This is a genomic window from Aliidiomarina sp. B3213 (genome assembly GCF_003290085.1).
Lineage (GTDB): Bacteria > Pseudomonadota > Gammaproteobacteria > Enterobacterales > Alteromonadaceae > Aliidiomarina.
In genome coordinates this window covers 196195-220442 of sequence record NZ_QMKJ01000003.1, presented here as the reverse complement: position 1 = coordinate 220442, position 24248 = coordinate 196195, and the positions used below count along the sequence as shown (strand labels likewise).

The following is a 24248-nucleotide window of genomic DNA, read 5'->3' as shown; positions in this document are numbered from 1 at the left end:
TCTATTCATTAATCTATTCACAAATCTATTCATAATGTGCTATTTTTTATCTATAAGCCTTTTAAATAGGGTGTTTGGTTATTTTGAAAGTCTATTCACAATTGCCTGCGGGATACCATTATGTCTGAGCGTGCTAGCAAAATTCTGAACATATTGAGAGCAGAACCATTAACTGCTCCTGAAATCTGTTCGCGCTTGGGAATAAGTCAACCGACTTTCAGTAGAGAGTTGAAAGTTATTAACGGTTATGTGGTAGCTGCTGGAAAAGGGCGGGCGCGGAGATATTACCGAAAGCGCGAATTAAGGCAGTTGGAAAACGAAGAGTGTCTTCCGATTTTTAGGGTTAAACAGGAGGGGCAGGTAGAGAAAATTGCAGAACTTTTTCCGGTTTTTCCTCAAGGCTGCTTTCTCGTTCAAGATTTACGGGAATATAAAAAGACGAACCAGAACTGGACTTTCTATGAATCATTACCATGGTGGCTTGCCGACATGCGGCCTCAAGGTTACTTAGGACGCGCTTTCGCAAGATATTTATGTGACGAGCAGCAGGAGCTTGTAGATGTTGATCCGAGAAACTGGGATGACGATACAGTACTCTTTGTTCTCGCTCGTTATCCGAAGGAGACCATCGGTAACCTGTTGATTGGGGAAGAAGCTTACCAAGCTTGGTTTAGCTTGCAAGAAGAACCTTCGCTAAGTGAGTTAGAGGTATATCGACGAGCTAACAGTGATGATTATTTTGGGTCTTCAGCTCAAGGTGAGCAGCCCAAGTTGCTTGCTAAAATGGAGCAAGATAAATACATCATAAAGTTCTCAGGAGAAGTGAGCCAGACTCAAGTAGAGAGTAGTGCCAACAGGTGGTCTGATTTACTGAAAGCAGAGGCTTTAGCGAGTGAAATACTCAATGAACATAGTCAGGGTATCGCTTGTGAATCTCGTGTTTTTCATGTCGAGAAAAGAACATTCTTAGCGGTTAAGCGATTCGATCGTATTGGAGAACTCGGAAGAAAGGGAGTCATTTCTCTCTCTAGTTTAGATGCTGAATTTGTCGGTAAAGGTTCGTCCTCATGGCCCGAGATAGTGCATGAATTAGCAAATCAGAAAGTCGTTACAAGACAAGCAGAATTGGATACTCAATGGGTATGGGCTTTTGGGCAGCTGATATCAAATTCTGACATGCACTTAGGTAACTTATCTGTCCTTGTTGACGAAGGAAGACCTTATCAATTAGCCCCGATATACGATATGTTGCCGATGTATTTTGCGCCCAAGGCGAATGGCGACTTGCCAAGTGAGCCAAGAGTTACTCAGATAAACTCGGTTGTGAGTAAAGAGAGTTGGCAGGTGGCGTTTGAGTTGGCCGTATCCTATTGGCAGCGTGTACTGGCTTGCGATGAGATCAGTACCCATTTTAAAGTTGTTGCAGAGCTGCAGTTGCAGCAAGTAGAAACGTTTGCTTCTGCGATAGAGCGCATGGCTTAATTTTTATTTGCACACCAATGAGCACTTACTTTCTCTAAAGCCTCAGTAGCCTCGGGTAACTGGTGGCTATGTAGCTGAAATACGTGCCACATACCTTCAAACACCTCTAGGGTGGTTTCTACCCCTGCTTTTTTGGCATTTTCATGGAGCTTCCTGGCGTCGTCGATCAGTATTTCGTCGCTGCCTACTTGAATGTGAATAGGCGGTAGCCCCGTTAGGTCGGCAAAAAGAGGTGAACATTGTGGATGATTTCTTGGCGTGTTTTGGCAGTATGCACGCGCACAAGAGTGCAATCCTTTTGGAACTAGCATCGGGTCAATTTTCGCATTGCTGCGATGACTTTCTAAGTTTACGGTTAAATCTGCCCAGGGTGAAAATAGCGTTAATAGAGCAGGCATAGGTAAGCTCTGGTTTCGCAGCTCTAACGCTAGGGCAACGGCTAACCCACCACCGGCTGAATCACCAGCAATCATAATATTTTCGGGTTTCACGCCCAGCGAAAGTAGATCGTTGTATGCCGTAAGCGCATCGTTTAGTGCCGCGGGAAATGGGTGCTCTGGTGCGAGCCGATAAAATGGCATTAAAACGGTTGCGTTGCATATGAGTGCTAGGCCGTCGACCACTTGCCTGTGCGTATTTTCATTGCCAAAAACATAACCACCGCCATGCAAATAAAGAATGGTTTTGTCGCTTGTTTTCTCGGCAGGCATGGCTTGATAAGCCGGAATGCCTTGTATAGAAAGCCGCTGGCGCGAAACACCTGGCTGCTTTTTCGTAATGAACTTTGCGCTGTTCATTAAAATTCTGCGCAACTTAAAGGGTACCCACGGGTAAAAAAGAGGTTTGATTAGGGTTTTAATCAGTGTGCGGTTCATCGTGCAAGCCACTTGTTGCTAAAACGCGCAAGCCAGTTTGGTGAGATCTTGCTCAGAAACACCGCCACTTTGGTTTGAAATCCAATTACCCAGTGTACTTTCGTGCCTTGGTACTTAGACAGTTGGAAAACCTTTGTTGCGATAGTTTCAGGGGTTATGCGAACACCTAAACGACCAATACTGTTTGCGTTCATGCCATCGACCATGGCTGTTTGAACGAAAAGCGGCATAAGGTCCATAACTTGAATGTTCTTACCTTCCCATTCGATATTTAAAGCTTCGGTAATGCCGCGCACGGCGAATTTACTGGTGGAGTAAGTAGCCAACGAAGGCTGGCCATAAATAGCACTGGCAGAACTCATATTAATCACTCTTGCTTGGCCTAGTTGTGCCGCTTGCGCTAGGTAAGGCAGTGCTAAATAACAGCCTGCAAGAACGCCTTGTACGTTCACTTGAATAACCTTTTGTTGTGCCTCTAAGCTGTTTGATTCAAAGGGGCCGGAAAGCAGAATACCTGCGTTATTGAAAAGTATATTAAGCGCGCCGCCAGTATACTTTGTGAAGTGTTCCAGCGCCTGTTGCCACGACGAGTTTTGGGTGACATCGAGTTTACCGGTAATTAAGTTGTCTGGGCGGTTGGTGTCTACTAAGAGTTTGTCGAGGCCTTCCTCGTCTAAATCATAAGCACCGACTAGCCAACCGTTCTGTAGAAACTTTAACGCTGTAGCACGCCCAATACCGGCAGCAGCTCCGCTAATAAATATGCTTTTTCTCTCTGTCATAGGTTCACTTATGATTCTTTAGTGAAGATGTAGTCTTGCGTTCTAACGCGCTTGGTTACAAGCCGATAGTAAAAGGTGAAACCGTACCAATTGACGACATTTTTTCCTTTCTCGTTCAGATACCAAGAGTTACACCCCGAAGCCCAGACCGTTTTCTTGAGCACGCCTTGTAGCTCTTCGTTATATCTGCGCTGTGTTTCTGCTTTCACATCCATGGCTAGTGCATTGTGTTTATCGAGCTTGTTTAAACAATGCAATACATAGTGCATTTGGGACTCGAGCATAAAAATAATAGAACTATGAGAAAGGTTGGTGTTCGGGCCGTAAAGCATAAACAAGTTGGGAAAACCCGACACTGAAATACCTTTGAAAGCTTCCGCGCCATCTTGCCACGCCTCGTTTAACGTTTGGCCATTTAAACCCACAATATGCATGGGAGAAAGAAGCTCTGTCGCTTTAAAGCCTGTGCCTAGTATCAATACATCAAGGTTGTGAGGTTCGCTTTCGGTGGTTTCGATGCCTGTTTGTGTAATGCGTTGTATTGGTGCAGTGGTTAGGTTTACGTGCGGTAGCTCAAAGGTGCTATACCAATTGTTGGCAAGTAGTATGCGATTGCAGCCAATTTGATAGTCGGGAATAAGTGCCTTTTGCAGCTCTGGGTTCGTTACGTCTCGACTCACCATTTTTCTCGCGCGTTGTTCACCGAATTTCAGAATTCCGCTGAAGCTAGTAAAAGCGAGTGCGCGAGCTTCGTTCTTCCAATAGATAATGGTTCTGTAGAGTTTGTCTACGCCAGGAATGTACTTGAAGCACCATTTTTGCCACTTAGTAAAAGGTTTGTCAGATTTCGGAATAACCCAAGCAGCAGAGCGCTGAAAAACAGTAACTGATTCTGCTTGTTTAGCGATTTCTGGCACAAACTGAATTGCAGAAGCCCCAGTGCCAATTACTCCAACGCGCTTGCCTGTTAAGTCGACATTGTGGTTCCAGCGCGCAGAGTGAAAGCATTCGCCTTGGAATTCATTTAAGCCTTCAATGTTGGGATAAGAAGGTTGGTTGAGCTGTCCCGTAGCCGTCACAACACAGCGCGACTCAAGCACAGTTCCGTTCGTTAACTCTACATGCCAGCAGCATTGTTGTTCTTGGTACTCTAGTTTTGCAACTTCTGCGTTGAATTGAATGTGTGGATCTAACTCAAATCGGTTTACGCAGTTTTCGATGTACTCGAAGATTTCTTGTTGCGGAGCGTAACTCCGTGACCAGTCATGCTTAGGCGCGAACGAGAAAGAATAGAGGTGCGATTGAACGTCACACGCGGCTCCAGGGTATGTATTGTCGCGCCATGTACCGCCTACTTTGTCGGCCTTTTCAAGAATTAAAAAATTATGGCGACCAGCTTCCTTGAGCTGAATCCCCATGCCTATTCCGCCGAATCCTGAACCTATAATTAGTACGTCGTACACTGAAGCCTCTTGTCGTCTTTTGGTGTCGAACTCATCTCGCTATCTGTTCACTATGTTCGCCCAGACTTTTACAGGTTGTCTACTTTTTTGTGGGTAAGGGATCTTTTAACTATATTTTTTATGAGTATGTTCGATAACTGATAGAGAACAATAAATTACAGGTGGCGTATGTTTAGGAATTTTAATATTGGGTTGCGGATAGCTGTTGGGTTTGGTGCAGTCGTTACCGTCATTATTGTGGTGATGGCACTTTTTTACATCATGAACTCGAATGCCCTTATTCGCCAAGCCGAGCAACGGGAATTGGAAAACCTATTTAATGCCGCCCGCTCGCAAATAGAAACGCGAGCTCAATTTGCCGAGGGCATGAGTGCCATAGTCGCGCTGCACCCCGACACAGCGGAAACTTTCGCCAACCGAGATCGTTCAGAACTCATTTCAGTTTATGCGCCAATGTTTGATGTGTTGAAGCAAAACTATGGTGTGGCGCAATTCCAATTTCATACTCCACCTGCTACCTCTTTCTTACGTGTTCATAATTTAGAGAAATATGACGATGATTTAACGAATCTAAGACCTACGATTGTGGCTGTAAATCGCACTAGGGAACCTGTACGAGGCTTAGATGGTGGTGTCGCTGGTATTGGTATTCGAGGCTTAACGCCTATTTTTCATCGTGGCCAACATCGAGGTTCCGTTGAATTCGGACTCAATCTTGGACAGGCTTTTGTGGACTCGTTTACTGAAGACTATGGCGCAAAAATGGCGATTCACAGTGTGCAGGGTAACCGGACGAACGTGCTGGCTACCTCCATCGGCAGTGATTCATTAGTTGCAGACGAAAACATTCTTCAAGCGTGGCGAGGAGAGCGTCAACTCGGCAGGAACGAACTCAATGGAACGCCGTATGCGACATATAGCCGAGTTATTGAGGACTTTAGTGGCAGCCCCATTGCCGTTGTAGAGATTGCAATGAGCCGTGAGTATTACGCCGCTAGTGCAGCGTCTACTCGTAATTTTGTGATTGTGCTCGCTATTATTGGTATCGCAATCGCGCTGTTTGTAGCTTCTGTGTTAGCCAAGAGTATTGTGGCACCGCTTCGCATGACGGTACAAAACCTTAATGATATCGCTGAAGGCGAGGGTGACCTGACTCAGCGTTTGAACACGGATGGTGCAGACGAGTTAAGCGATTTGGCGGAGAGTTATAACCGTTTCGTTTCTAAAATTCAGGAATTGGTTAAAGAAGTAACCGACGCAACGCTTCAGATGGCTTCCGCCACAGACCAGCTTAACCATATTGCAGGTGAAACGAAGAATGGTGTGCGCGAGCAGCGCGATGAATTGAATCAGACCGCCACTGCGGTGAACGAAATGGCAGCTTCAATTCAGGAGATTGCAAGAAATACGACAAGTGCAGCGAACAACGCAGAGCAAACTCAAGAAGCCGCGACCATGGGGAAAGACACTGTTGCTTCGTGTGTGGATAAAATTAACCAACTAGCCAGTGAAGTAGAGCAAGCTGCGCAAGGTATGACAACGCTTGAAAAGAGCTCAGAAGAAATTGCTAGCGTGCTAGAGGTTATTCGAAATATTGCCGATCAAACCAACCTACTTGCACTCAACGCTGCTATCGAATCTGCAAGAGCGGGAGAGGCTGGACGCGGGTTCGCTGTGGTTGCGGATGAAGTTAGAACCCTTGCACAAAGAACCCAGTCTTCCACCGTTGAAATAGAGCAAATTGTAGAAAGTATTTTAAGTGGTACGAAGGGGGTGAGCGATGTAATGCGCCGTAATCAAGAAAAGTCTAAAGAGGCTGTTGATGAGGGAGATAATACTATCGTTGCGCTCGAGCAAATTATGGCATCGGTTGCTTCAATTCGAGACATGAATACGCAGGTGGCGACAGCCGTAGAAGAGCAGTCTTCGGTAGCCGAAGATATCAATTCTAGTGTGACGCGCATTAATGATATTGCTGAGCGCAGTGACAACTCGGTGCAGCAAACTGTAGTTGCGAGCAATCAACTGGCCGAGACGGCAAGCACGCTGCGTAATCTTGTTGGTCGCTTTAAGGTTTAAGCTGAGCGGGAAGCGACTCTATTACGCCCTTGCTTCTTGGCTTCATAAAGCTGGCTGTCTGCTTCATGGTATATGTCGCTGAAGGGTGTTTGGGATACAGGATCTGTATATACGCCCACACTGATTGTAAGTTGAGTGTGGGTTCCTGGTTTAATTTGGACTGGGTTTTCTTGAATACATTGACGCAGTTTTTCTGCTAATTCAGTTGCGACATTCGCCTCGGTATTCGGTAGAAATAGCGCAAACTCTTCGCCACCAACTCGGGCGAGTAAGTCGGTTTTTCTCACTTCTTCAGACAATAAACGTGCAACTTGCGTTAAAGCTTCGTCTCCTGCCGGGTGTCCGTGCTCGTCGTTAATCTCTTTGAATCTATCCAAATCTAGAACGAGCATGCAGCTCGGTTCTTGTTGGTGTTTGGCTTCCACAAGCTGCTTTTCGCCCTCTTCAAAGAAGTAACGACGGTTATAGAGTCCGGTTAAGTCATCTTCAGACGATTGGCGCTTAAGCTTTTCCTGTAATGCAAAGGTTTCGGTCATGTCGGTAGAAAGGCCAATAATGACCTCTTCGCCGGTTGCGAGTGTGTGCGGCACTTTTACCGACCAGAAAATGGTGTCTTCGCCATCAGCGTTTTTCACTTTTTCTTTAAAACGTGCAGCTTTGCGGCTCTCGAATACGCGTTGGTTGTTGTCGGTAATTAACTGGTATGCCTCATCGTCGAGTAGTTTCTTAATGGACGTTCCATGGTGTCTTCCTTCTGCGATCTCAAACCGTTCTGCTAAGCGCTGATTGGCGTACCTGAGTTTATTGTCTTGGTCGATCATATAAATAGACGACTCGACGTTATTCATGACTATGTTTAAGAACTCATTCTGCTCGTGTAGCTCGCGTTCTATTCTTTTACGATCGGTGATGTCTGTAGATATACCGAACATGCCAATAATCTCACCAGAATCGTCGAAAAGCGGCTTTTTAACCGACCAATAGGTTCGAATTTCGTCACTTTCTTTCACATAATTTCGTTCTTCGCATTCCTGAACTTGGCCACTTTCCATAACTTTGCGGTCGACTTCGCGAAGTTCATTTGAAATCTCGAGATCAAAAAAGGCCTCGTCGGTTTTTCCTTGAATCTCGATGAGAGGTGCGCAGAAAAGTTCTTGTACTTTTTTGTTGGCATAAAGGTATCGGCCTTCTAAGTCTTTGATATAAATGAAGGCGCCAACATTGTCCATGACTGCGTGTAAAACCGCCTGAGAGGTCAGTTGTAAGTTCGGATCGGCCACTAAGAGCACCTATTTAAAAAGATTAATTCAATATTAGTAATTAACCCTTAAATTGCTAAATGGATTACAAATATTTTTCTTTTATTGAAACTAGGGGATGCTACCGACTTCATATAAAACGATATTTAATTTATGTTTATCATAAAATAATTATTGATTAATGATATTTTGATCGCTACTATGTTGGAAAGTTAATCAACAGGGTGAATTATGGACAATCAATTTATAAAGCTTTCGGGTGTTGCAGCATTGGTTCTTGCTGTGTTGTTTCCGGTGTATTGGATTTTAGGTTTGGCCAGCTGGTCGTTTGATGAGGCGGCTATTATCGATGACTTTTTAACGCTAGACGGCTGGGATTTTCTATTTGTAGTCATAGGAGCGTTAGAAATTGGCGTTTATTTGGCGCTACGGAAGTTTTTGAGTAACCAATTCGATTCGGCTATTTATTCCATTCTTCTTATCATTATGAGTGTGCTTGTGGGGCTCTTTCATTTGACGGTTGTGGTCGATGTGCTATTAGCTTTAGGACCGTTTGAAAGTATTCAAGACGAGATGATGGGAACGGCAATAACCTTAGGATTGGTTGTGCTTTACCTCTATGCCATTGTGGCTTTGTTCTTAGCGATTGCTTTGTTGGCTAGGTTCACAATGTTACCTGTTTTGATGAAATTATTTGCGGTTGGGTTATTAGTTTCTGCAGTGTTTCAGTTAACGGTAGTATTGGCCCCGGTGAATGTCGTTATATTCCCGGCACTTCTCATTATTCTAGCGATTGAGTTCCTACGCGGTGAGCAAGTTGTAGAGGTTGTGTGATGGGTATTCGAATCAACCTCGACGTGGAATTGGCGAAAAATAAAATGCCTTTAACCGAGCTGTCGGAGCGAGTTGGAGTGTCTATGACCAACCTATCGTTACTCAAAAATGGCAAGGTAAAAGCAATTCGCTTCAGTACACTTGAAGCTATTTGTAGAACGCTGCAATGTCAGCCAGGCGATATTCTGGTGTACGAGCCTTGAATAGATTTCGTCGCACATAGTCTTGCACTGAACGTGGATCCCCTTGGAATGTTTTTGCGTAGATACAACCTATACTAAAGATTCAAAAGCACAGACTTATAATGGAAAGGAGTGAAACGTATGACGACAATCGCGTATGGTGCCGAAGCCGCGGACAAGCCAGTCAAGAAAATGGAAATTACACGTCGTGACGTTGGTGCGCATGACGTCGCTATCGACATCGTATATTGCGGTGTTTGCCATTCAGATTTACATACCGTTCGTGGTGAGTGGCAAGGTACGCAGTTTCCTTGTGTTCCAGGGCACGAAATTGTAGGTAAAGTCACGGCAGTTGGCGATCATGTGAAGTCGCACAAAGTAGGTGACTTAGTAGGAGTGGGTTGTATGGTGGACAGCTGTCAGAGCTGTTCAGAGTGCGACGATGGTTTCGAGAACTACTGTAATAGCTTCGTGGCAACTTACAACTCACCAACAGATGACGAACCAGGACATACACTTGGTGGTTATTCTCAGAAAATTGTGGTGAAAGAGAACTTCGTTCTAAAAATTAGCCATGATGAAGATCAACTTGCTGCAGTTGCACCACTTCTATGTGCAGGTATTACAACTTACTCTCCACTTCGCCACTGGAATGTTGGCCCTGGCAAAAAAGTGGGTGTTGTAGGTATTGGCGGTTTAGGCCACATGGCAATTAAACTGGCTGTAGCTATGGGTGCGCATGTAGTGGCGTTTACGACTTCAGAAAGTAAGCGCAAAGAAGCCAAAAACTTAGGTGCTCACGAGGTAGTGTTGTCTAAAGACAGAGATGAAATGAAAGCGCAAACCATGCAGCTTGATTTTATTTTGAACACCGTTGCAGCGCCGCATAACCTAGATGATTACATGGCTTTGTTGAAGCGTGACGGAACCATGACGCTAGTAGGTGTGCCTGCAGAACCGCACCCTTCGCCAAACATCGGTAATATGATTTTTAAACGCCGAAGCTTAGCGGGCTCATTAATTGGTGGGATTCCTGAAACACAGGAAATGTTGGACTTCTGCGCGAAGCACAACATTGTTTCAGATATCGAAATGATTAAAGCCGATGACATTGAAGCAGCTTATGAACGTATGCTGAAAGGCGACGTGAAGTACCGCTTCGTTATCGACATCGCCACTATGGTTTAATCCATTTCTTACAATGGGGTCAGAGCACTTGGTGCTCTGACCCCAAAGTGCTCTGACCCCATTTTTTTAGTCTTTCTTTGACTGGGCGTTGTTCCATCCAGAAGCGATAGCAATTCCCATAGACATGCCAAAGCCTGCACCCAAGGCAATCCAAAAACCAATATTACTCGTGAAAATACCAATGATGGTGCCAAGCGATGCTCCAAAAGACATCCCAAGAGAGATTCCTAGTGCCAATTTCGAGTTTTGTGGACTATCTTTATTTTCGCTTTCTTGTCCCATAAAAAACCTATCTAACTCACTTTATTTATGACATAAATTAGTATTCTCAAATCATAGAAGATTCGCTAGGGTAAAGAAAAACTTTATTTTTATTTATGAAAGCCGAAGAGAAAAGCATCTTTAAGTTAGCCACTTTTGGCATTGTCTACTTCTTACTTGCAAGAATTAGCATGCTTTTCTTTTCTGTTGAGCCTTCCAATATTTCTCTCGTTTGGTTACCCGCTGGTGTCGCTCTTTACTACACATTCCGTTGGGGTTGGCAGGTTTTGCCCTGGATATTTGTGGCGAGTTTTGCAGCAAATATCTCAGGACTTCATGTTCCAAGCCTATTTGATTGGATGTTGCACACCACGATTAGCGCGGCAGCAGACACCTTGTTTGCTTTTTTAGCCGGTTATGCCGCCAGAAATATACTTCCTGAACGCTCAGAGGGTTTTGGGGGGCTCTTTGTCTTTTTGCTCCTTTGCTGTGCAGTTCCATGCGCAATAATTGCGATTATTTTGGCAACCAACCTCTACTGGGGAGGTTATTTAGACGCCGACGCCGCAATTAATGTTGGGTTAGCTATTTTCATGGCGGACACATTGGGTGCGCTAATGATTGCACAGCTGTTAAGGGCGTGGGACAGACGCAGTGAAGAGCAAAGTGGTTACAGTAAAGTGGGTATCGCCACCAGTTTAGTAGCAATTGCTATTTTCGTTCTGTCTTTCTGGTTTGGCCGACTTTGGATATATCTGTCGATTCCGACATTACTATTTTTAGTGACTACGTCTAAATCCTTTTATTCCTATGCATCTCTAACACTTGCGGTGCTTTTATATAACGCACTCTATGCACATGCCTATGAATTCTCCGCTGCTAGCGTGGAACGCATTGAAGTATTAGTGCTATCTATTTCGTTAATGCTGGCGCTTCAGGTGATGACCATTCAGCAGCGTAATTTAAATCGAGAAGCTAAAGAGCGTCTTACCTGGCAGGCTCGAGCAGGAACGGATGCTTTAACGGGACTTGCTAACCGAACAGCTACAGAACCCGTTGTAAAAATGGAAATTGAACGTATTCAACGACGTGGCAAAGGCGAATTCTGTGTGGCGATGTTCGATATTGACCACTTCAAAGAAGTGAACGACAGCTACGGGCATAATGTTGGTGATCAGATACTCAAAGAAGTGACAAAGGTGATGATTGACGAGCTTCGGGCGTCGGACATGTTAAGCCGCCATGGTGGTGAAGAGTTTTTAATGTTCTTACCCGCGACAGATATTAAAGCTTCTAAGCATGTGGTTGAGCGCATTGTAACTAAGGTGCGCGACCATAGTTTTAATGCCGGAGATGAGCTCATAAACCTTACGCTCAGTGCAGGTATTGCAGAATACTCCCATGAAAATGCTTTGCACTATGACGACTTAATCGACCTTGCCGACCAGAAGCTATATGAGTCTAAACGTGAAGGTCGCGACCGAGTGACTGTATAGTACGAGCGCTATTTCGATCTAACTTCCTTTCTAGCGCGCTGCAATGCTGCTTCGTATGCTTGTTCGTCAGCTGTCACTAAAACATACAAACCTTGAGTTGATGGGTCGACTATTCGCATGACCACACGAGTACCCTGCAATGTTTCTTGTACTTCTACCTCTGTTACAGAAGTGAAGGTGGAATCGTCCGAAGAAGCTTCTAAGCGGCTGGTGGACGTTACTTGTGCATTGATGCGTGACGCCAATTGCTCCATTGCATTTAGTTTTGCCTCTTCCTCGATACCTAACTCAGAGTATCCGGTAGCTGAATATGGGTAGGATGCTACAGGGAAACCACAAACCCAACTCGGTGCAGGCGTGTGGCCGTCTTGAAAGGTGCATATTGCAGAGCTTTGATGTGAAAAGTCAGGTGTACTGCTTAATATGGCGCAAGCATTCAAAGCCGCGCACAATATAAGAATGCTAGGTAACTTTAAAAACTTTGTAATTTCCATAAAACATTTCTTTATCTTGGATAAATCGTTAACCTTGTGTTGTATTGTTCGAACTATCTCAATACATCGATTCGAGCTCTGCATGTGTCTGCGTATAACCCCTGTGGAAACTTTTCCAAGTGCTCTGCGTAGTCTCTCCAATTCCGAGAGTCTTTTATACTTTGCCAAGCGCGATGCTCGGCCATGTTGATTGGGTGAGAGTTCTCTAGAGCGAGTCGAGCGTCTTCTGGTTTTATTGTTGCCCACGCGGCTAAACACTGACCATGTCTGGCGAAGTCTGTCTTCATTAATGTCAATTCTAGGTTGCTAGCCGCACTAAAATGATATTCGGTTACTCGATTGTTACTGTCAAAAGTTGACTGAGTATTTGCATATATTTCTGTGTAGATGCTTCTAGCCATAGTGCGAGCCAATAAACCATGAACGTCTCGTTCGGCTTCTCGGGAGTACTCAATACCAAACTTGGTGACCAAATACCCTTTGCTTCTATCATTTTGCACCCAACGCGGTTCTTCTATGTCAGCGATACTGCAGTACTGATGTTTGGGCTCGAGCAACGTTTGCGAGCATGCACTCAAAAGAATAACAGGTAGACATAAAATTAGTTGTTTCATACTTGATGCCGCTCAACGAAGATGTTGTTTATGATTAAATAACGTAAGCTGTTTTGCTACTTAAAAATACAGCGACAAGTTTTGTCGTTAGTAACAAATAAACTCTACAGTCATTGTTAAATAGAATGAGAGTGGGTGCAAAGGTACCTGGCTTCTATTAAAAGGATATTATATGTCGCAAGCGCTAACCCCCGGTTTAGTTGCAGCCCACAGCCATCGGTTAGAAGATTTAACCGAAGTGGCTGTGTCTTTAATGAAGAACCATCCGCTCTCGCCATTGGAAGAAGAAACGTTGTTGGTGCAAAGCAACGGTATTGCGCAGTGGCTGAAAATTGAGTTAGCGAAGGCGACTGGCATTGCTTCTATGCTGAACGTAACCCTGCCAGCTCGGTTTGTTTGGAAGGCCTACCGAACAGTGTTGGGTAGCGACATTCCGAAGACATCGCCATTCGACAAAGACCGCTTGAGCTGGCGCATTATGAATAAGCTTCCAGAACTTATTCAAAGCGATGAGGAAACCTTTAAAACATTAAGCCATTACCTGGGTGAAACGATTGATCAGCGTAAGCTGTTTCAGCTATCTGAACGCATTGCTGACTTATTCGACCAATACCAAAATTATCGCGCAGATTGGTTAGACGCGTGGACTAACGGTCGAAGTAGCTTGGGTGATGATCAAGTAGAAGTAGATCAGAAAAATGTCTGGCAGCCTGTTTTATGGAAAGCATTGGTCGAAGATATAGGTATACAGCATTACTGGACCAACAGAGCGAAGCTGCACCGTAACTTTGTGGAAAAGTGCCGCAGCTTAACAACTCGACCGGAGGGGCTTCCTGCCCGCGTGGTTGTGTTTGGTATCTCATCTATTCCTCAGCAAACCTTAGAAGTATTAGACGCCTTAAAAGGTTTCACGCAAATAGTGCTATGCGTGAACAATCCGTGTAAGCATTATTGGGCAAATATTGTAGACGGAAAGGAAGCCTTAAAAGCTGCATTGAAAGACGCCAACCGCAGACACCAGCTTAAAGAGGGTGAAGCGGAAGATGTTCACGACGACGAGCTTCACTTGCATGCCCACCCGTTATTAGCCTCTTGGGGTAAACAAGGGCGCGACTATATTCACTTACTCGACCTTTACGACGAAACGGCTGCGAAACAAGAAAGCTTTGAGAACTTAAAGTTTGAGTTGTTCGACGAGATAGAGCCTCAAAATATGTTGCAGCAGGTGCAAAACGACATTCTTCACTTGCGACCTGTGGCGGAAACTCGTGAATTATGGCAAACGCCGAGCCGAGACGACAATTCGGTGAGTTTTCATATTTGCCATAGCATTCAGCGGGAAGTGGAAGTTTTGCATGATCAGTTACTTGCTGCATTTGCCAAAGACGACACCTTGCGCCCTCGCGACATTATGGTGATGGTCCCTGACGTAGACGCCTATGCCCCTCATGTAGGCGCGGTATTCGGTCGTTTTCATTATGGTGATAAAAGGCGCATACCCTACACCCTTGCAGATTTAGGCCAACGCCATCAGCAGCCTTTGCTAATGGCATTGGAGATGCTTCTGACGATTGAGGAGTCGCGAGTAACGCAAGCCGATGTTTTAGGTTTATTGGGTGTGCCCGCGATTCAGAAGCGATTTGGTTTAAACCAAAATGAACTGGTAGAGCTAAATCACTGGATTAATGAAGCTGGTGCGCGCTGGGGATTAGCTAGCGAGCACCGTGAGCAGTTTGGTATGCCCAGTGAAGAAAAGACCAATAGCTGGTGGTTTGCCCTGGAGCGTATGTTGTTGGGTTATGCGTCGGGCGAGCCGGAAACTGCGGAGCAGGAGCGCTGGTTGAGCGTGGAGCCCTACCATGAAGTCGCAGGACTTTCCGCAGGTGCGGCGGGCAAGTTAGGCGCGCTTATTGAGGCCTTGAACCAATGGTGGTTCACCGCGGTAAGTCATTACTCACTAACTGACTGGGCGTTACATGCTGAAAGTCTACTTGAAGCCTTCTTTGCGCCTGCTGACGACGAAGACTTGTTACTCCTCAGCAAAGTTCAGGGCGAGCTTACTCATTTATTAGAGGTTGCGGCAGAGTCGGGCTTTAATAGTGAAGTTCAGTTGAATATTTTCAAAGAAAGCTGGCTTTCTCGGGTCGATCAACCGAACTTAAACCAACGCTTTTTAATGGGCTCGGTGAATTTCGCAACGTTGATGCCCATGCGTGCGATTCCGTTCAAGCATATATATATCTTAGGTATGGATGACTTAGCCTACCCGCGCCGACAAGCGAATATGGACTTCGACTTGATGCAGAATCGTTACCGCCCGGGAGACCGTTCGCGTAGAGAAGACGATCGCTATTTGTTTTTAGAGGCTTTGCTGTCTGCTCGCGAGAAGCTTTCTATTAGCTGGGTGGGGAGAAGCGCACAAGACAACAGCGAATGGCCACCTTCGGTTTTGGTTTCACAGCTTCGTGATCATTTAGCGCAGGGTTGGTGTGTTGACTCGAAAGACAAAAACGCTTTCTTGGCGAGCCTTACCACAGAGCACAAATTGCAGCCTTTTAATCCTGAATACTTCTCAAAGGATTCAGGGTTTTTCAGTTATGCCCGAGAGTGGTATGAAAAAGACGAACAAAGCACAACTCAGAAAAACGCTGAAGCTCCTACCCCTTGGCAGCCAGAAGATAACCAAAAGCTAGCGCTAAGTATGCAAGACTTAGTGAGGTTTATGCGCGAGCCAGCAGAACCGTTTTTCACCAAGCGGCTGCGAACATACTTTAGAACTGAAGACTATGAAACGCATGATAGCGAGAATTTCAGCTTGGATGGTTTGGAAAGCTGGCAGTATCGCACCGCCCTTTTGAATATTGCCTTTGATGAGCTGAAAAATAAGTTAACTACGAGCATATGTGCTGAATACAGCGACTTGTCGAGCCTACAAGACGTTTTTAGCCGGCAACTCGGTGTATTTCAAAGAGAGGGAAAGCTGGGTGTAAAACCTTTTTCAAGCACGCTAGAAGAAGCCATTGTTGCTGGTGTTGAAAAAACAGTGAAAGAAATGTCTTTATGCGTTTCCATGCTTAAAGAAGTTTTGCCCGATATTGATTATAGAATTGCCGAAGGGGACGTTGTGCTCGAAGCGAAGGTTTCCAACCTCTTTCTTACGCATCACGACCGCGTCGCACAACTCTGTGTAAGTGCAAGTAAAGGCAAAATTAAGCACCAATTTGAACCCTATATTCGCCATTTGATGGCGAACGCAGCGATGCAGAAAAAAACGGGCGGCGTGGCTACAGTTGCGTTATTCCAAGAAGAAAGCGGTGGAGAGGTTACTCGTAAGGAATTCGATCCTATATCTGCTGACCTTGCTCAGACTAGACTGAGAGAGTTGCTAAGGGAGTACCAAGCGTCGCTTTCACATCCGGTTGCAGTAGTTGGGGAATACGCTGTGCAATGGCTGGATGACTATTACCAGGCTATTTCGGGTGAACTTAGTGAGGGACGTAAAAAGCTACCTGTGTTCGAACCTCAAGATGCGCAAGAAGAAGCATGGTTGAGATTACAAAAAACACTACAAGATGTAGAGAATTCAGACTCGTTCATTCAAGAGTTTCCTTATACATACAGGGTGAATACAAACTTCGAAGACATGGCAGAAGAGCCGGAATTTGAGCGCCTGAAACAGCACATATATGCCCCCATGGTTCGTTCTATGAAAGAACAACTGCCTATATGCGAACTGCCAGAAGCCAAAGGAGAGGATTCATGAGCCATACATTACATAATCCTCTCAATTTCCCACTTCATGGTAGTCGGCTTATTGAGGCAAGTGCTGGTACAGGGAAAACCTATACTATTGCTGCGCTTTACGTGCGTTTGATTATTCAGCATGGTACTGAACAAACTCAATTTGAACGTGAGCTAGTACCAAAAGATATCTTGGTAATGACCTTTACCAATGCGGCGACAGCAGAGCTTTCTGATCGTATTCGCGCGCGCTTAACGGAAACAGCTGAGTTTTTCCGAGATAGCGAAAGCGCTCACAATGATAAGTTTTTGCAAGACTTGAAGGCAGACTGCTTGCAACAAGGTTTGAATTTAGTCGCACTTGCTCGGAAGCTTGAATTAGCCGCGCAGTCGATGGACGAGTCGGCTGTACACACGATTAACGGTTGGTCGCAGAAGATGCTGACAGAGCATGCTTTTGCCAGTGGCAGTTTGTTTCAACAAACCGTGCAAACTGAAGAAGACGAACTGAGAGTAGCTGCTGCAGAGGATTATTTTCGCAGTCATGTGTATAGAATCGATGACCTTTATGCCGCGCAAGAAGTGTCGAAATACTTGGGGTCGCCTGCGGAGTTTGTTCGGTTTGGTAAACTTCAAGCGTCTAACGAGGAAGACGCGAGTGTTCAGCTTAAATTTGAAACGCTGCTGAATAAAATAAAGCAGATTCCCGACCGGCGTCAGCGTTACCGCAGAGTATTGAGCGAGTTGCTTCCGCTAGTGCATGACTTTCCTGCAAAGGGCTTTTCTAACTATGTCGGAATCATTCAAAAATTAAGGCAGTTTGTTGAAGGTACGCTGAAGAAAGATGAAATGGGTGCCAATATCAAGCTGCTTGATCCAGAGGGAATTCGGAAGAAATTTAAAAAGGGCTTTGATGAAAACAAGGTTCCTGAACATGTAAACGACTTAACGTCTTTACCCGACGATGTTCATGATATTCAGGAAACTAAAAATGCGTACAAGAAAATTATTGAGGGGCATGCTCGCCACTTTATTGCTAAGCGTTTCAAAGCTCTAAAACAGCAACAAGCGATCATGGGATTTGACGATATGCTGACTGGGCTTCGTGACGCTTTGCGAGGACCTAACGGAGATGCCTTAGCAAAAACCATTCGCAGCCAATTCCCGATTGCCTTGGTAGATGAGTTTCAAGATACAGACCCCGTGCAGTATGAAATTTTCGACCGCGTTTATAACATTGAAAATACGCCAACTAGTAACGGTATTTTTCTCATTGGCGACCCGAAACAAGCGATATACAGCTTCCGTGACGCCGATATATTCACTTATCTAAAAGCCAGAAAAGCTACCTCGGGAAGACATTACACGTTGGGCACTAACTTTCGCTCTAGCGAAAGTATGGTTAACGCAATTAACGAGTTGTTTCAACGCGCGGAAGAAAGTGCGAGGGGAGCATTTTTATATAAATCTGAAATTCCTTTTCAATCCGTGAAAGCGAATGGACAGAAAGCTGTATTTAAAGGTTTAGATGGAAAGGAAAGCGCGGCGCTTCAGTGGACAGTGGAACCTGAAAGGGCAGCAAATAAGAGCGACTTCCAAGGACCCGCTAGTGAATATCATGCAAACTTAATTGCCAAGCTATTAGAAAGTGACACCGCTGGCTTTTACGTAGGAAGTGAGCGAACCCCAGTAACCAGTAAAGACATTGCCGTACTTGTAGCCAATGCTAAGGAAGCCAATTTAATTCGCAAACAGTTGGCTAAACGCGGTGTTCGCAGCGTGTATTTGTCGGAACGCGACGCGGTTTATTCTCAACCGGTGGCGCAAGACCTACTTAGTATTGTGAAAGCCTGCGCTCAACCCAGAGATCCCAGCCGTATTCGCACTGCATTGTCGACAGCACTACTCGACTTACCCTTAGCTGACCTAGTGATGTACCAAGAAAATGAGAGTCGGTGGGAAGAAGCTGTAGACCGGTTTATTGGTTACCACGACATTTGGGAGCACCAAGGTGTGCTTGCCGCATTACATAAATTGCTACACGACTTTGAAGTACCTAAGTGCCTGTTGGCTGAGCCGCAAGAAGGTGAGCGGATACTTTCCGACGCCCTTCATATTTGCGAGTTACTCCAAAAAGAAAGCTTATTGCACGAAGGCATGGCAGGTTTGGAGGAGTATTTCACTCTGCAAGTGAGTGAATACAAAAGCACTTCTGACTTTGCGGGAGCAAGCACCAAAAGTACTCAGAACGACGCCTTGAAGCTACGCTTAGAAAGCGATCAAGAATTGGTGAAAGTGATCACCTACCACAAGTCGAAAGGTTTGCAGTATCCGCTCGTGTTTATGCCTTTTGCTGCTTATACCGCAGAGCGTCGGTTTAGAATTGATACGAAACTGCCTATGTCTTATCACGATATCGACGAAAACGGCGAGCGCGTGAGAAAGGTCGCTTGGGACAATTCTGACGCCCATGCCATTGAGCTCATTGAGCAAGAGCAATTGGCTGAAAACCTTCGGAAAATGTATGTGGCACTGACCCGTGCGGAGTTCGCAACCTTTGTGACTTTGCAGGTGGTGGGAGAAGCAAGATCGAACCCATTGTTTTACTTGCTGTTGGGCGATGATGTGCATACCGCGGAAAAATGCGACTTAATGACCATTGCCCAAGAGCGCTGGCAGTCGACTGGAGAGGTGCCCAATTCATCAGTTATGCAACTGCCAAGTGAAGAGCGAGTAAGTGTTTCGCTGGCGCGGGCTAACCATAAAAACCTTAGCGCTTGGACAATGCCTGAAGATCACCAGTTCGAAAGGTGGTGGGTAGCAAGTTACAGCGCTTTAAAATATGGCAGTGAGTTACTGGCACCACAAACTCCACCCGAAATGAATACGCTAGACGAGCGTGAGGACGACGACGATGCTCTCGTCGGAGCGAGTACAGACCTTGATGCAGAAGTCTCCGCGAGTCGCATTCATCACTTACCGAAAGGTGCGGGGCCGGGAACGTTTTTGCATAACTTATTGGAAGATGCCGCAGAAGTCGGTTTCGCTGAGATAGTTGAAAGCCAAGAGGCTCGCGACGAGTTACTGAACAAACGTTGCCGCAGTAAGTTTTGGCAAGCCTATAAAGAAGACTTAGCAGCATGGCTGGTGAGCTATTTGCAGCAACCCTTCCCGTACGGAAGCACAGACGGTACAGCAAATGCGGTTAGTGCGCATTTCGTCATGGAGAAGTTACCCACGTATAAGGCTGAACCAGAGTTTTGGTTTGCGGCAAGGAATGTGTCGACTGAGTATATAGACGCGCTTGTGGCTCAGCACATAATGCCCGACCAAGAACGGCCAAAGTTAGACCCAAAAGAATTGAACGGCATGTTAAAAGGCTTCATCGATTTAGTGTTTGAGCATAACGGCAAGTATTTTGTAGCAGACTATAAGTCGAACTGGTTGGGTGAAACTGACGAAGACTACAGCTTTGAAAATATGCGCAAGAAAATTCTATCGAGCCGCTACGACTTGCAGTATGTCATTTACACCTTGGCGCTACACAAGTTACTGAAAGCACGCTTAGGCGAAGCCTACGATTATGATGAGCATATAGGCGGTGCGGTTTATTTATTCCTTCGTGGTCACAAGTCCAAAACTGCGGGTGCGTTTTACGATCGTCCACCTAAGGCTCTCATCGAAGCTTTGGAAGCATTATTCGACGGCGAAGCAGTGAACGCGAATGGAGGTGCTTATGCTTAAGGAAGAGTTACTCGATATTTTACATCAGTGGCAGGAAGCTGGGTGGATACGCGCCCTCGACCGTCAACTTGCTTTGCTGTTATTGAGAGAAAATGTTTCGATTCCCGTGGCGTTGATGGCAGCGCTAGTGTCTCACCAAATAGGGCGTGGGCATACGTGTTTGTCTGTGAAACAACTGCTTGAAAACCCAACTCGAACGGTGGATATACCGCCTAGCTCTTGGCAGCCGAAACTAGGAGAAGAAACACCAAAAGGCATGGAAGCTTTCGTGGATTTATTGCAGCAATGGAGACAAGAAGCGCCAACGAGTCATGCTGTGCGTGAGGTTTCTGACTCGGCTGACAAACTCCAACCGCTAGTTTGGGACGCAAGCAAACAGATTCTTTATTTGCGCCGCTATTGGCAATATGAAAACCGTATAGATCACTGGCTACGTGAACGAATGAATGCGCAAAGCCCGTTGGAGGCTGAGTCACTGCAAACTATTCTAACTCGTTATATGCCGGGTGGTGACTCGCCGAACTGGCAAAGAATTGCATGTGCAAATGCTGCTAAACAAGGGTTTAGCGTGATTACGGGTGGTCCTGGTACTGGCAAAACTTACACGGTAGTGCGCGTACTCGCCACTCTGGAAGCACTTCATGCGTTGAAGCAAGCGCAAGAGCCGCAACCCGACTTGCGCGTTGCATTAGCCGCGCCCACCGGAAAAGCTGCGGCACGTATGCAAGAGTCTATTGACCAAGCTTTACATGAAGCTGGCGACAGCGGGCTATTTGCTGGTGTGAAGAATATGCTTACCCGCAAGGCTTCTACGTTACATCGTTTGTTGGGCGCACAGCGAAATAGCCGCTACTTCCGGCATGGTAGAGATAACCCGTTGCCTTTTGATGTTGTGGTAGTCGACGAAGCCTCAATGATCGACACTGAAATGTTTGACGCTTTACTGCAAGCTATAGGCAAACACACCAAGCTCATTTTGCTGGGCGACAAAGACCAGTTAGCGCCGGTTGAGGCCGGTTCTGTATTAGCGTCGATATGTCGTGGTGCTGAGAAACGTGCTTTTTCTGAAAGTCATAGAGCATGGTTACAGCAGGCTAGTGCAGAAGTTTTAGGCGAGAGCCATAGCACCGGCAAAAATGATGCTTCTCGGTTAGACCATGTGGTTATGTTAGACGGCTCTCAGCGCTTTACTGGGGCGGTTGCTGAACTCGCTAACGCAGTAAACGAACAGAGTTTTGAGCGCGCAAAGCATGCTTTTGAACATGCCGACGAAAACCTACAGCTGTTGTCGGACAACATAGCTTCTGTGGAGCTGTTAGTACCGCAGGTTATTCAAAATTTTAAGCCGTTTGTACAAAGCTATTCCCAAAGCGCTATGCAAAGCTTTGAGAGTTGCGACCAGTGGGCGCACAGTGTTTTGGCAGCTCATACTCAGTATTTGTTACTTACTGGCCTGCGTAATGGGCCTTGGGGTCAACGTTCGTTGAACACGCTGATAACCCAGAAGTTAGGTGGAAAGCCGGATAAGTGGTACCACGGCCGGCCAGTGATGGTGAAAAGTAACGACTACAGCTTGAACTTAAATAATGGTGACATAGGCGTGGCACTTCAGCACCCTGAAGAAGGTCGCCTGAAAGTAGCCTTCCCGGGCAAAGAAAAGGGCACGGTAAGATGGGTTATTCCAAGCCGCCTCACCGAAGTAGAGACTGTGTACGCTATGACCGTGCATAAGTCGCAAGGGTCCGAGTTTACTCATGCCGTTCTTGTGGTGCCTGACCGAAGTTCGCCGGTACTAACCAAAGAGCTACTTTACACGGGTATCACTCGGGCAAAGCCCAAGCTAACCGTGGTTATTCCGAATATGAATGTGTGGCAGGAAGCTATCCAAACCCGAATAGAGCGGTTAGGTGGCTTAACCTAATGGTTCGCTAACGACGTTTGCGGTTGTTGTGACGGAGACGGCGAATGCGTGTATATGGCTATGCCGTTAGAAGCGCGCTTTGCGTCACTTTTAAGTTGTGCCGCCAGAGCTGCAACTTCTTGATGTGACAACTCCGAGTTTTTTGCTAACTGTACGATAGCTAAGCTGTAGTCGAGTAATGGAAAACGCTTAAACTGTCCGTCACGGGAGCGCGCGAATAGCGAGCTTTCCTCTAAGTGTTGTGGCCGGTAAAAGTCTTTAATTTGTTGTGTGAATTGGGTTTTCAATTTGGTCAGCAGAGATTCTTCAAACTCATGCTCATCAACCACAACGATGAAGTCGTCTCCACCAACATGCCCTACAAAATGACCTTTCGGTGTGAAGGTTTCATACAGCAACTGTGCAAACCATTGAATAATCTGGTCTCCTTGATGATAACCATATACGTCGTTGTAGGGTTTGAAATTATTCAGATCAAAATAAAGCACGCTAAACTCACAATTTGCAGCGCTACATTGGTCTATATGTTGGTTAATAGGAACGTTACCCGGCAAAAGTGTCAATGGGTTGGCATAACGAGCATTTTGAATACGAAGTTCGGTAATTCTGCGCAACAAACTGGGAACCGGAATAATACCTGCGTATTCGTCTTGCCTAACGATCAATAACACCATTTGTTCCAGCGTGTCTTCGTGCTCGGTAAGCAGAGCACTGGCTTGTTCGATAGGCGAGTGTACGTCGATGACCAGGAAGTTAGTCTGTATGACTGAAGCTATCGGCTTGCCGGCATATAAAGCTCTACCATAGGGCGTAGACATCAATTCCATGAATTGTCCGCGACGTACAATGCCTTTGATGACGCCGTGATCGACCACAGGAATAGCCACTAACCGTTTGTTTTGCCGAAAATAGTCGAGTAAGTCTGCTACCTTCCGTTCCGAGTCGACAACGGTGGTGTCTTCAACTAAAGGCTCTAGTGAGTCGTCGCGTAGAATGTTGTCTTCGTTACTCAGCAAATGTTTAATTTGCCCTTCAGGTAAGTGCAATGGCGACGGCATGCCTATGAAGTAGCCTTGCATAGCAAATATGCCCAACCGTTGAAGTTGGCGAAGCTCTTCCATGCACTCGATGCCCTCAGCAATCACTGTTGCATGTAAGTTCTTTGCTAACGTGACAATGTGCTGAACAAACTCCTTTTTGTAAGGGTTGTTATGAATGTCACTAATAAAATAGCGGTCTATTTTTACGTATTCTGGGCGTATTTCCGCCCACAATTTCATACTTGAATGACCAGCGCCTAAGTCGTCGATAGCAAACCTGAAGCCCTCGGTTCGAAGGGCATGAACATGCCGCTTGAGCGCCGCTATGTCTTCAATAGGATACTGCTCTGAAAGTTCTAGAACGATGTTGGAAGAAATGAGTGCTTGCTGTTCTAGCAGGAAGTGAACAGTTTCTCTCTCGGTAAGAAAATTGGGATCGATATTAATAAATAGAAAGCCATTAAAAGAGTCTGAATTATAGTTTTCAATCGCCGAGCCAATGCAATAATTTTCAAGTTGTGGCTTTATGTTCTCTTGTTCTGCAGCCCTAAATAATGCCAAAGGAGAGGCAAGGGCATGGTTAACTGGCCCTCTAATCAGGCTTTCGTAACCGATAATAGACGAACGATATGTATCAACGATGGGTTGATATACACTATGGAGTTCTTGCGATGAGAGTAGCTTTTTAAGTGGCATAAAAGTTTGTTATTTGGGCTTTATTGCCATTTTCGGAGATTTTAGTGACAGTTTAATGAATGCACGCTGAAATTTTCATGACCGAATAACTTAACCC

Annotated in this window: 17 protein-coding genes; 9 read left to right on the top strand and 8 right to left on the bottom strand. The window is 45.6% G+C overall.

Annotated elements, in window-relative coordinates; translation table 11 throughout:
• The first annotated feature begins 120 nt into the window (after positions 1-120).
• A complete protein-coding gene (gene yjjJ / locus DQX04_RS10455; protein WP_111915875.1) occupies positions 121-1482 on the top strand; it encodes a type II toxin-antitoxin system HipA family toxin YjjJ in 1362 nt (453 codons plus the stop codon).
• On the opposite strand, the gene DQX04_RS10450 is transcribed toward yjjJ, so the two are convergent.
• From DQX04_RS10450 to DQX04_RS10440, 3 genes are all read right to left on the bottom strand, one after another.
• A complete protein-coding gene (locus tag DQX04_RS10450) occupies positions 1479-2279 on the bottom strand; it encodes an alpha/beta hydrolase (protein ID WP_165831984.1) in 801 nt (266 codons plus the stop codon). The genes yjjJ and DQX04_RS10450 overlap by 4 nt on opposite strands.
• A gap of 74 nt (positions 2280-2353) precedes the next feature.
• Positions 2354-3139 carry an SDR family oxidoreductase gene (locus tag DQX04_RS10445; RefSeq protein ID WP_111915873.1) on the bottom strand — a complete coding sequence of 262 codons (786 nt, stop codon included), beginning with the start codon at positions 3137-3139 and terminating at the stop codon, positions 2354-2356.
• A gap of 8 nt (positions 3140-3147) precedes the next feature.
• Entirely contained in the window at positions 3148-4602 is a 1455-nt protein-coding gene (locus DQX04_RS10440) for an NAD(P)/FAD-dependent oxidoreductase (protein WP_243618964.1), read from the bottom strand.
• Between the two features lie 168 nt (positions 4603-4770).
• Here DQX04_RS10440 and DQX04_RS10435 point away from each other — a divergent pair, with 168 nt between their 5' ends.
• On the top strand, positions 4771-6681 hold the full coding sequence (locus DQX04_RS10435; protein WP_111915872.1) for a methyl-accepting chemotaxis protein: 1911 nt from the start codon (positions 4771-4773) through the stop codon (positions 6679-6681).
• Here DQX04_RS10435 and DQX04_RS10430 read toward each other — a convergent pair.
• A complete protein-coding gene (locus DQX04_RS10430; protein WP_111915871.1) occupies positions 6678-7961 on the bottom strand; it encodes a diguanylate cyclase in 1284 nt (427 codons plus the stop codon). The two genes, DQX04_RS10435 and DQX04_RS10430, sit on opposite strands and share 4 nt — an antisense overlap.
• A 210-nt stretch (positions 7962-8171) precedes the next feature.
• Between DQX04_RS10430 and DQX04_RS10425 the strand changes: the two genes are divergently transcribed.
• From DQX04_RS10425 to DQX04_RS10415, 3 genes are all read left to right on the top strand, one after another.
• Positions 8172-8774 (top strand): hypothetical protein, encoded by a 603-nt coding sequence (locus DQX04_RS10425; RefSeq protein ID WP_111915870.1) that lies wholly within the window; start codon positions 8172-8174, stop codon positions 8772-8774.
• Positions 8774-8977, top strand: a complete 204-nt coding sequence (locus DQX04_RS10420) for a helix-turn-helix transcriptional regulator (RefSeq protein ID WP_111915869.1) — start codon at positions 8774-8776, stop codon at positions 8975-8977. Before DQX04_RS10425 ends, DQX04_RS10420 begins: the two co-directional genes overlap by 1 nt.
• 120 nt (positions 8978-9097) lie before the next feature.
• Positions 9098-10144, top strand: a complete 1047-nt coding sequence (locus DQX04_RS10415) for an NAD(P)-dependent alcohol dehydrogenase (protein ID WP_111915868.1) — start codon at positions 9098-9100, stop codon at positions 10142-10144.
• A gap of 66 nt (positions 10145-10210) precedes the next feature.
• Here the strand turns inward: DQX04_RS10415 and DQX04_RS10410 are convergent, their stop codons facing one another.
• Positions 10211-10426, bottom strand: a complete 216-nt coding sequence (locus tag DQX04_RS10410) for a hypothetical protein (protein ID WP_111915867.1) — start codon at positions 10424-10426, stop codon at positions 10211-10213.
• Between the two features lie 95 nt (positions 10427-10521).
• Between DQX04_RS10410 and DQX04_RS10405 the strand changes: the two genes are divergently transcribed.
• Entirely contained in the window at positions 10522-11901 is a 1380-nt protein-coding gene (locus tag DQX04_RS10405) for a diguanylate cyclase (RefSeq protein WP_111915866.1), read from the top strand.
• A gap of 8 nt (positions 11902-11909) precedes the next feature.
• On the opposite strand, the gene DQX04_RS10400 is transcribed toward DQX04_RS10405, so the two are convergent.
• Entirely contained in the window at positions 11910-12395 is a 486-nt protein-coding gene (locus DQX04_RS10400; RefSeq protein ID WP_165831983.1) for an LPP20 family lipoprotein, read from the bottom strand.
• Positions 12396-12448: 53 nt separating this feature from the next.
• Positions 12449-13009, bottom strand: a complete 561-nt coding sequence (locus DQX04_RS10395) for a hypothetical protein (protein WP_111915864.1) — start codon at positions 13007-13009, stop codon at positions 12449-12451.
• Positions 13010-13181: 172 nt separating this feature from the next.
• Here DQX04_RS10395 and recC point away from each other — a divergent pair, with 172 nt between their 5' ends.
• From recC to recD, 3 genes are read left to right on the top strand one after another with little or no spacing between them, the layout of a single operon-like run.
• The gene (gene recC, locus DQX04_RS10390) at positions 13182-16772 is read left to right on the top strand and encodes an exodeoxyribonuclease V subunit gamma (RefSeq protein WP_111915863.1); all 3591 of its coding nucleotides are present in this window, start codon (positions 13182-13184) and stop codon (positions 16770-16772) included.
• Positions 16769-20494 carry an exodeoxyribonuclease V subunit beta gene (gene recB / locus DQX04_RS10385; protein WP_111915862.1) on the top strand — a complete coding sequence of 1242 codons (3726 nt, stop codon included), beginning with the start codon at positions 16769-16771 and terminating at the stop codon, positions 20492-20494. Before recC ends, recB begins: the two co-directional genes overlap by 4 nt.
• Complete coding sequence (recD, locus tag DQX04_RS10380) at positions 20487-22415, top strand: exodeoxyribonuclease V subunit alpha (RefSeq protein ID WP_165831982.1); 1929 nt, start codon at positions 20487-20489, stop codon at positions 22413-22415. The genes recB and recD overlap by 8 nt, the downstream gene beginning before the upstream one ends.
• Here the strand turns inward: recD and DQX04_RS10375 are convergent.
• Positions 22412-24151 (bottom strand): GGDEF domain-containing protein, encoded by a 1740-nt coding sequence (locus DQX04_RS10375; protein WP_111915860.1) that lies wholly within the window; start codon positions 24149-24151, stop codon positions 22412-22414. The two genes, recD and DQX04_RS10375, sit on opposite strands and share 4 nt — an antisense overlap.
• Positions 24152-24248: the final 97 nt, after the last annotated feature.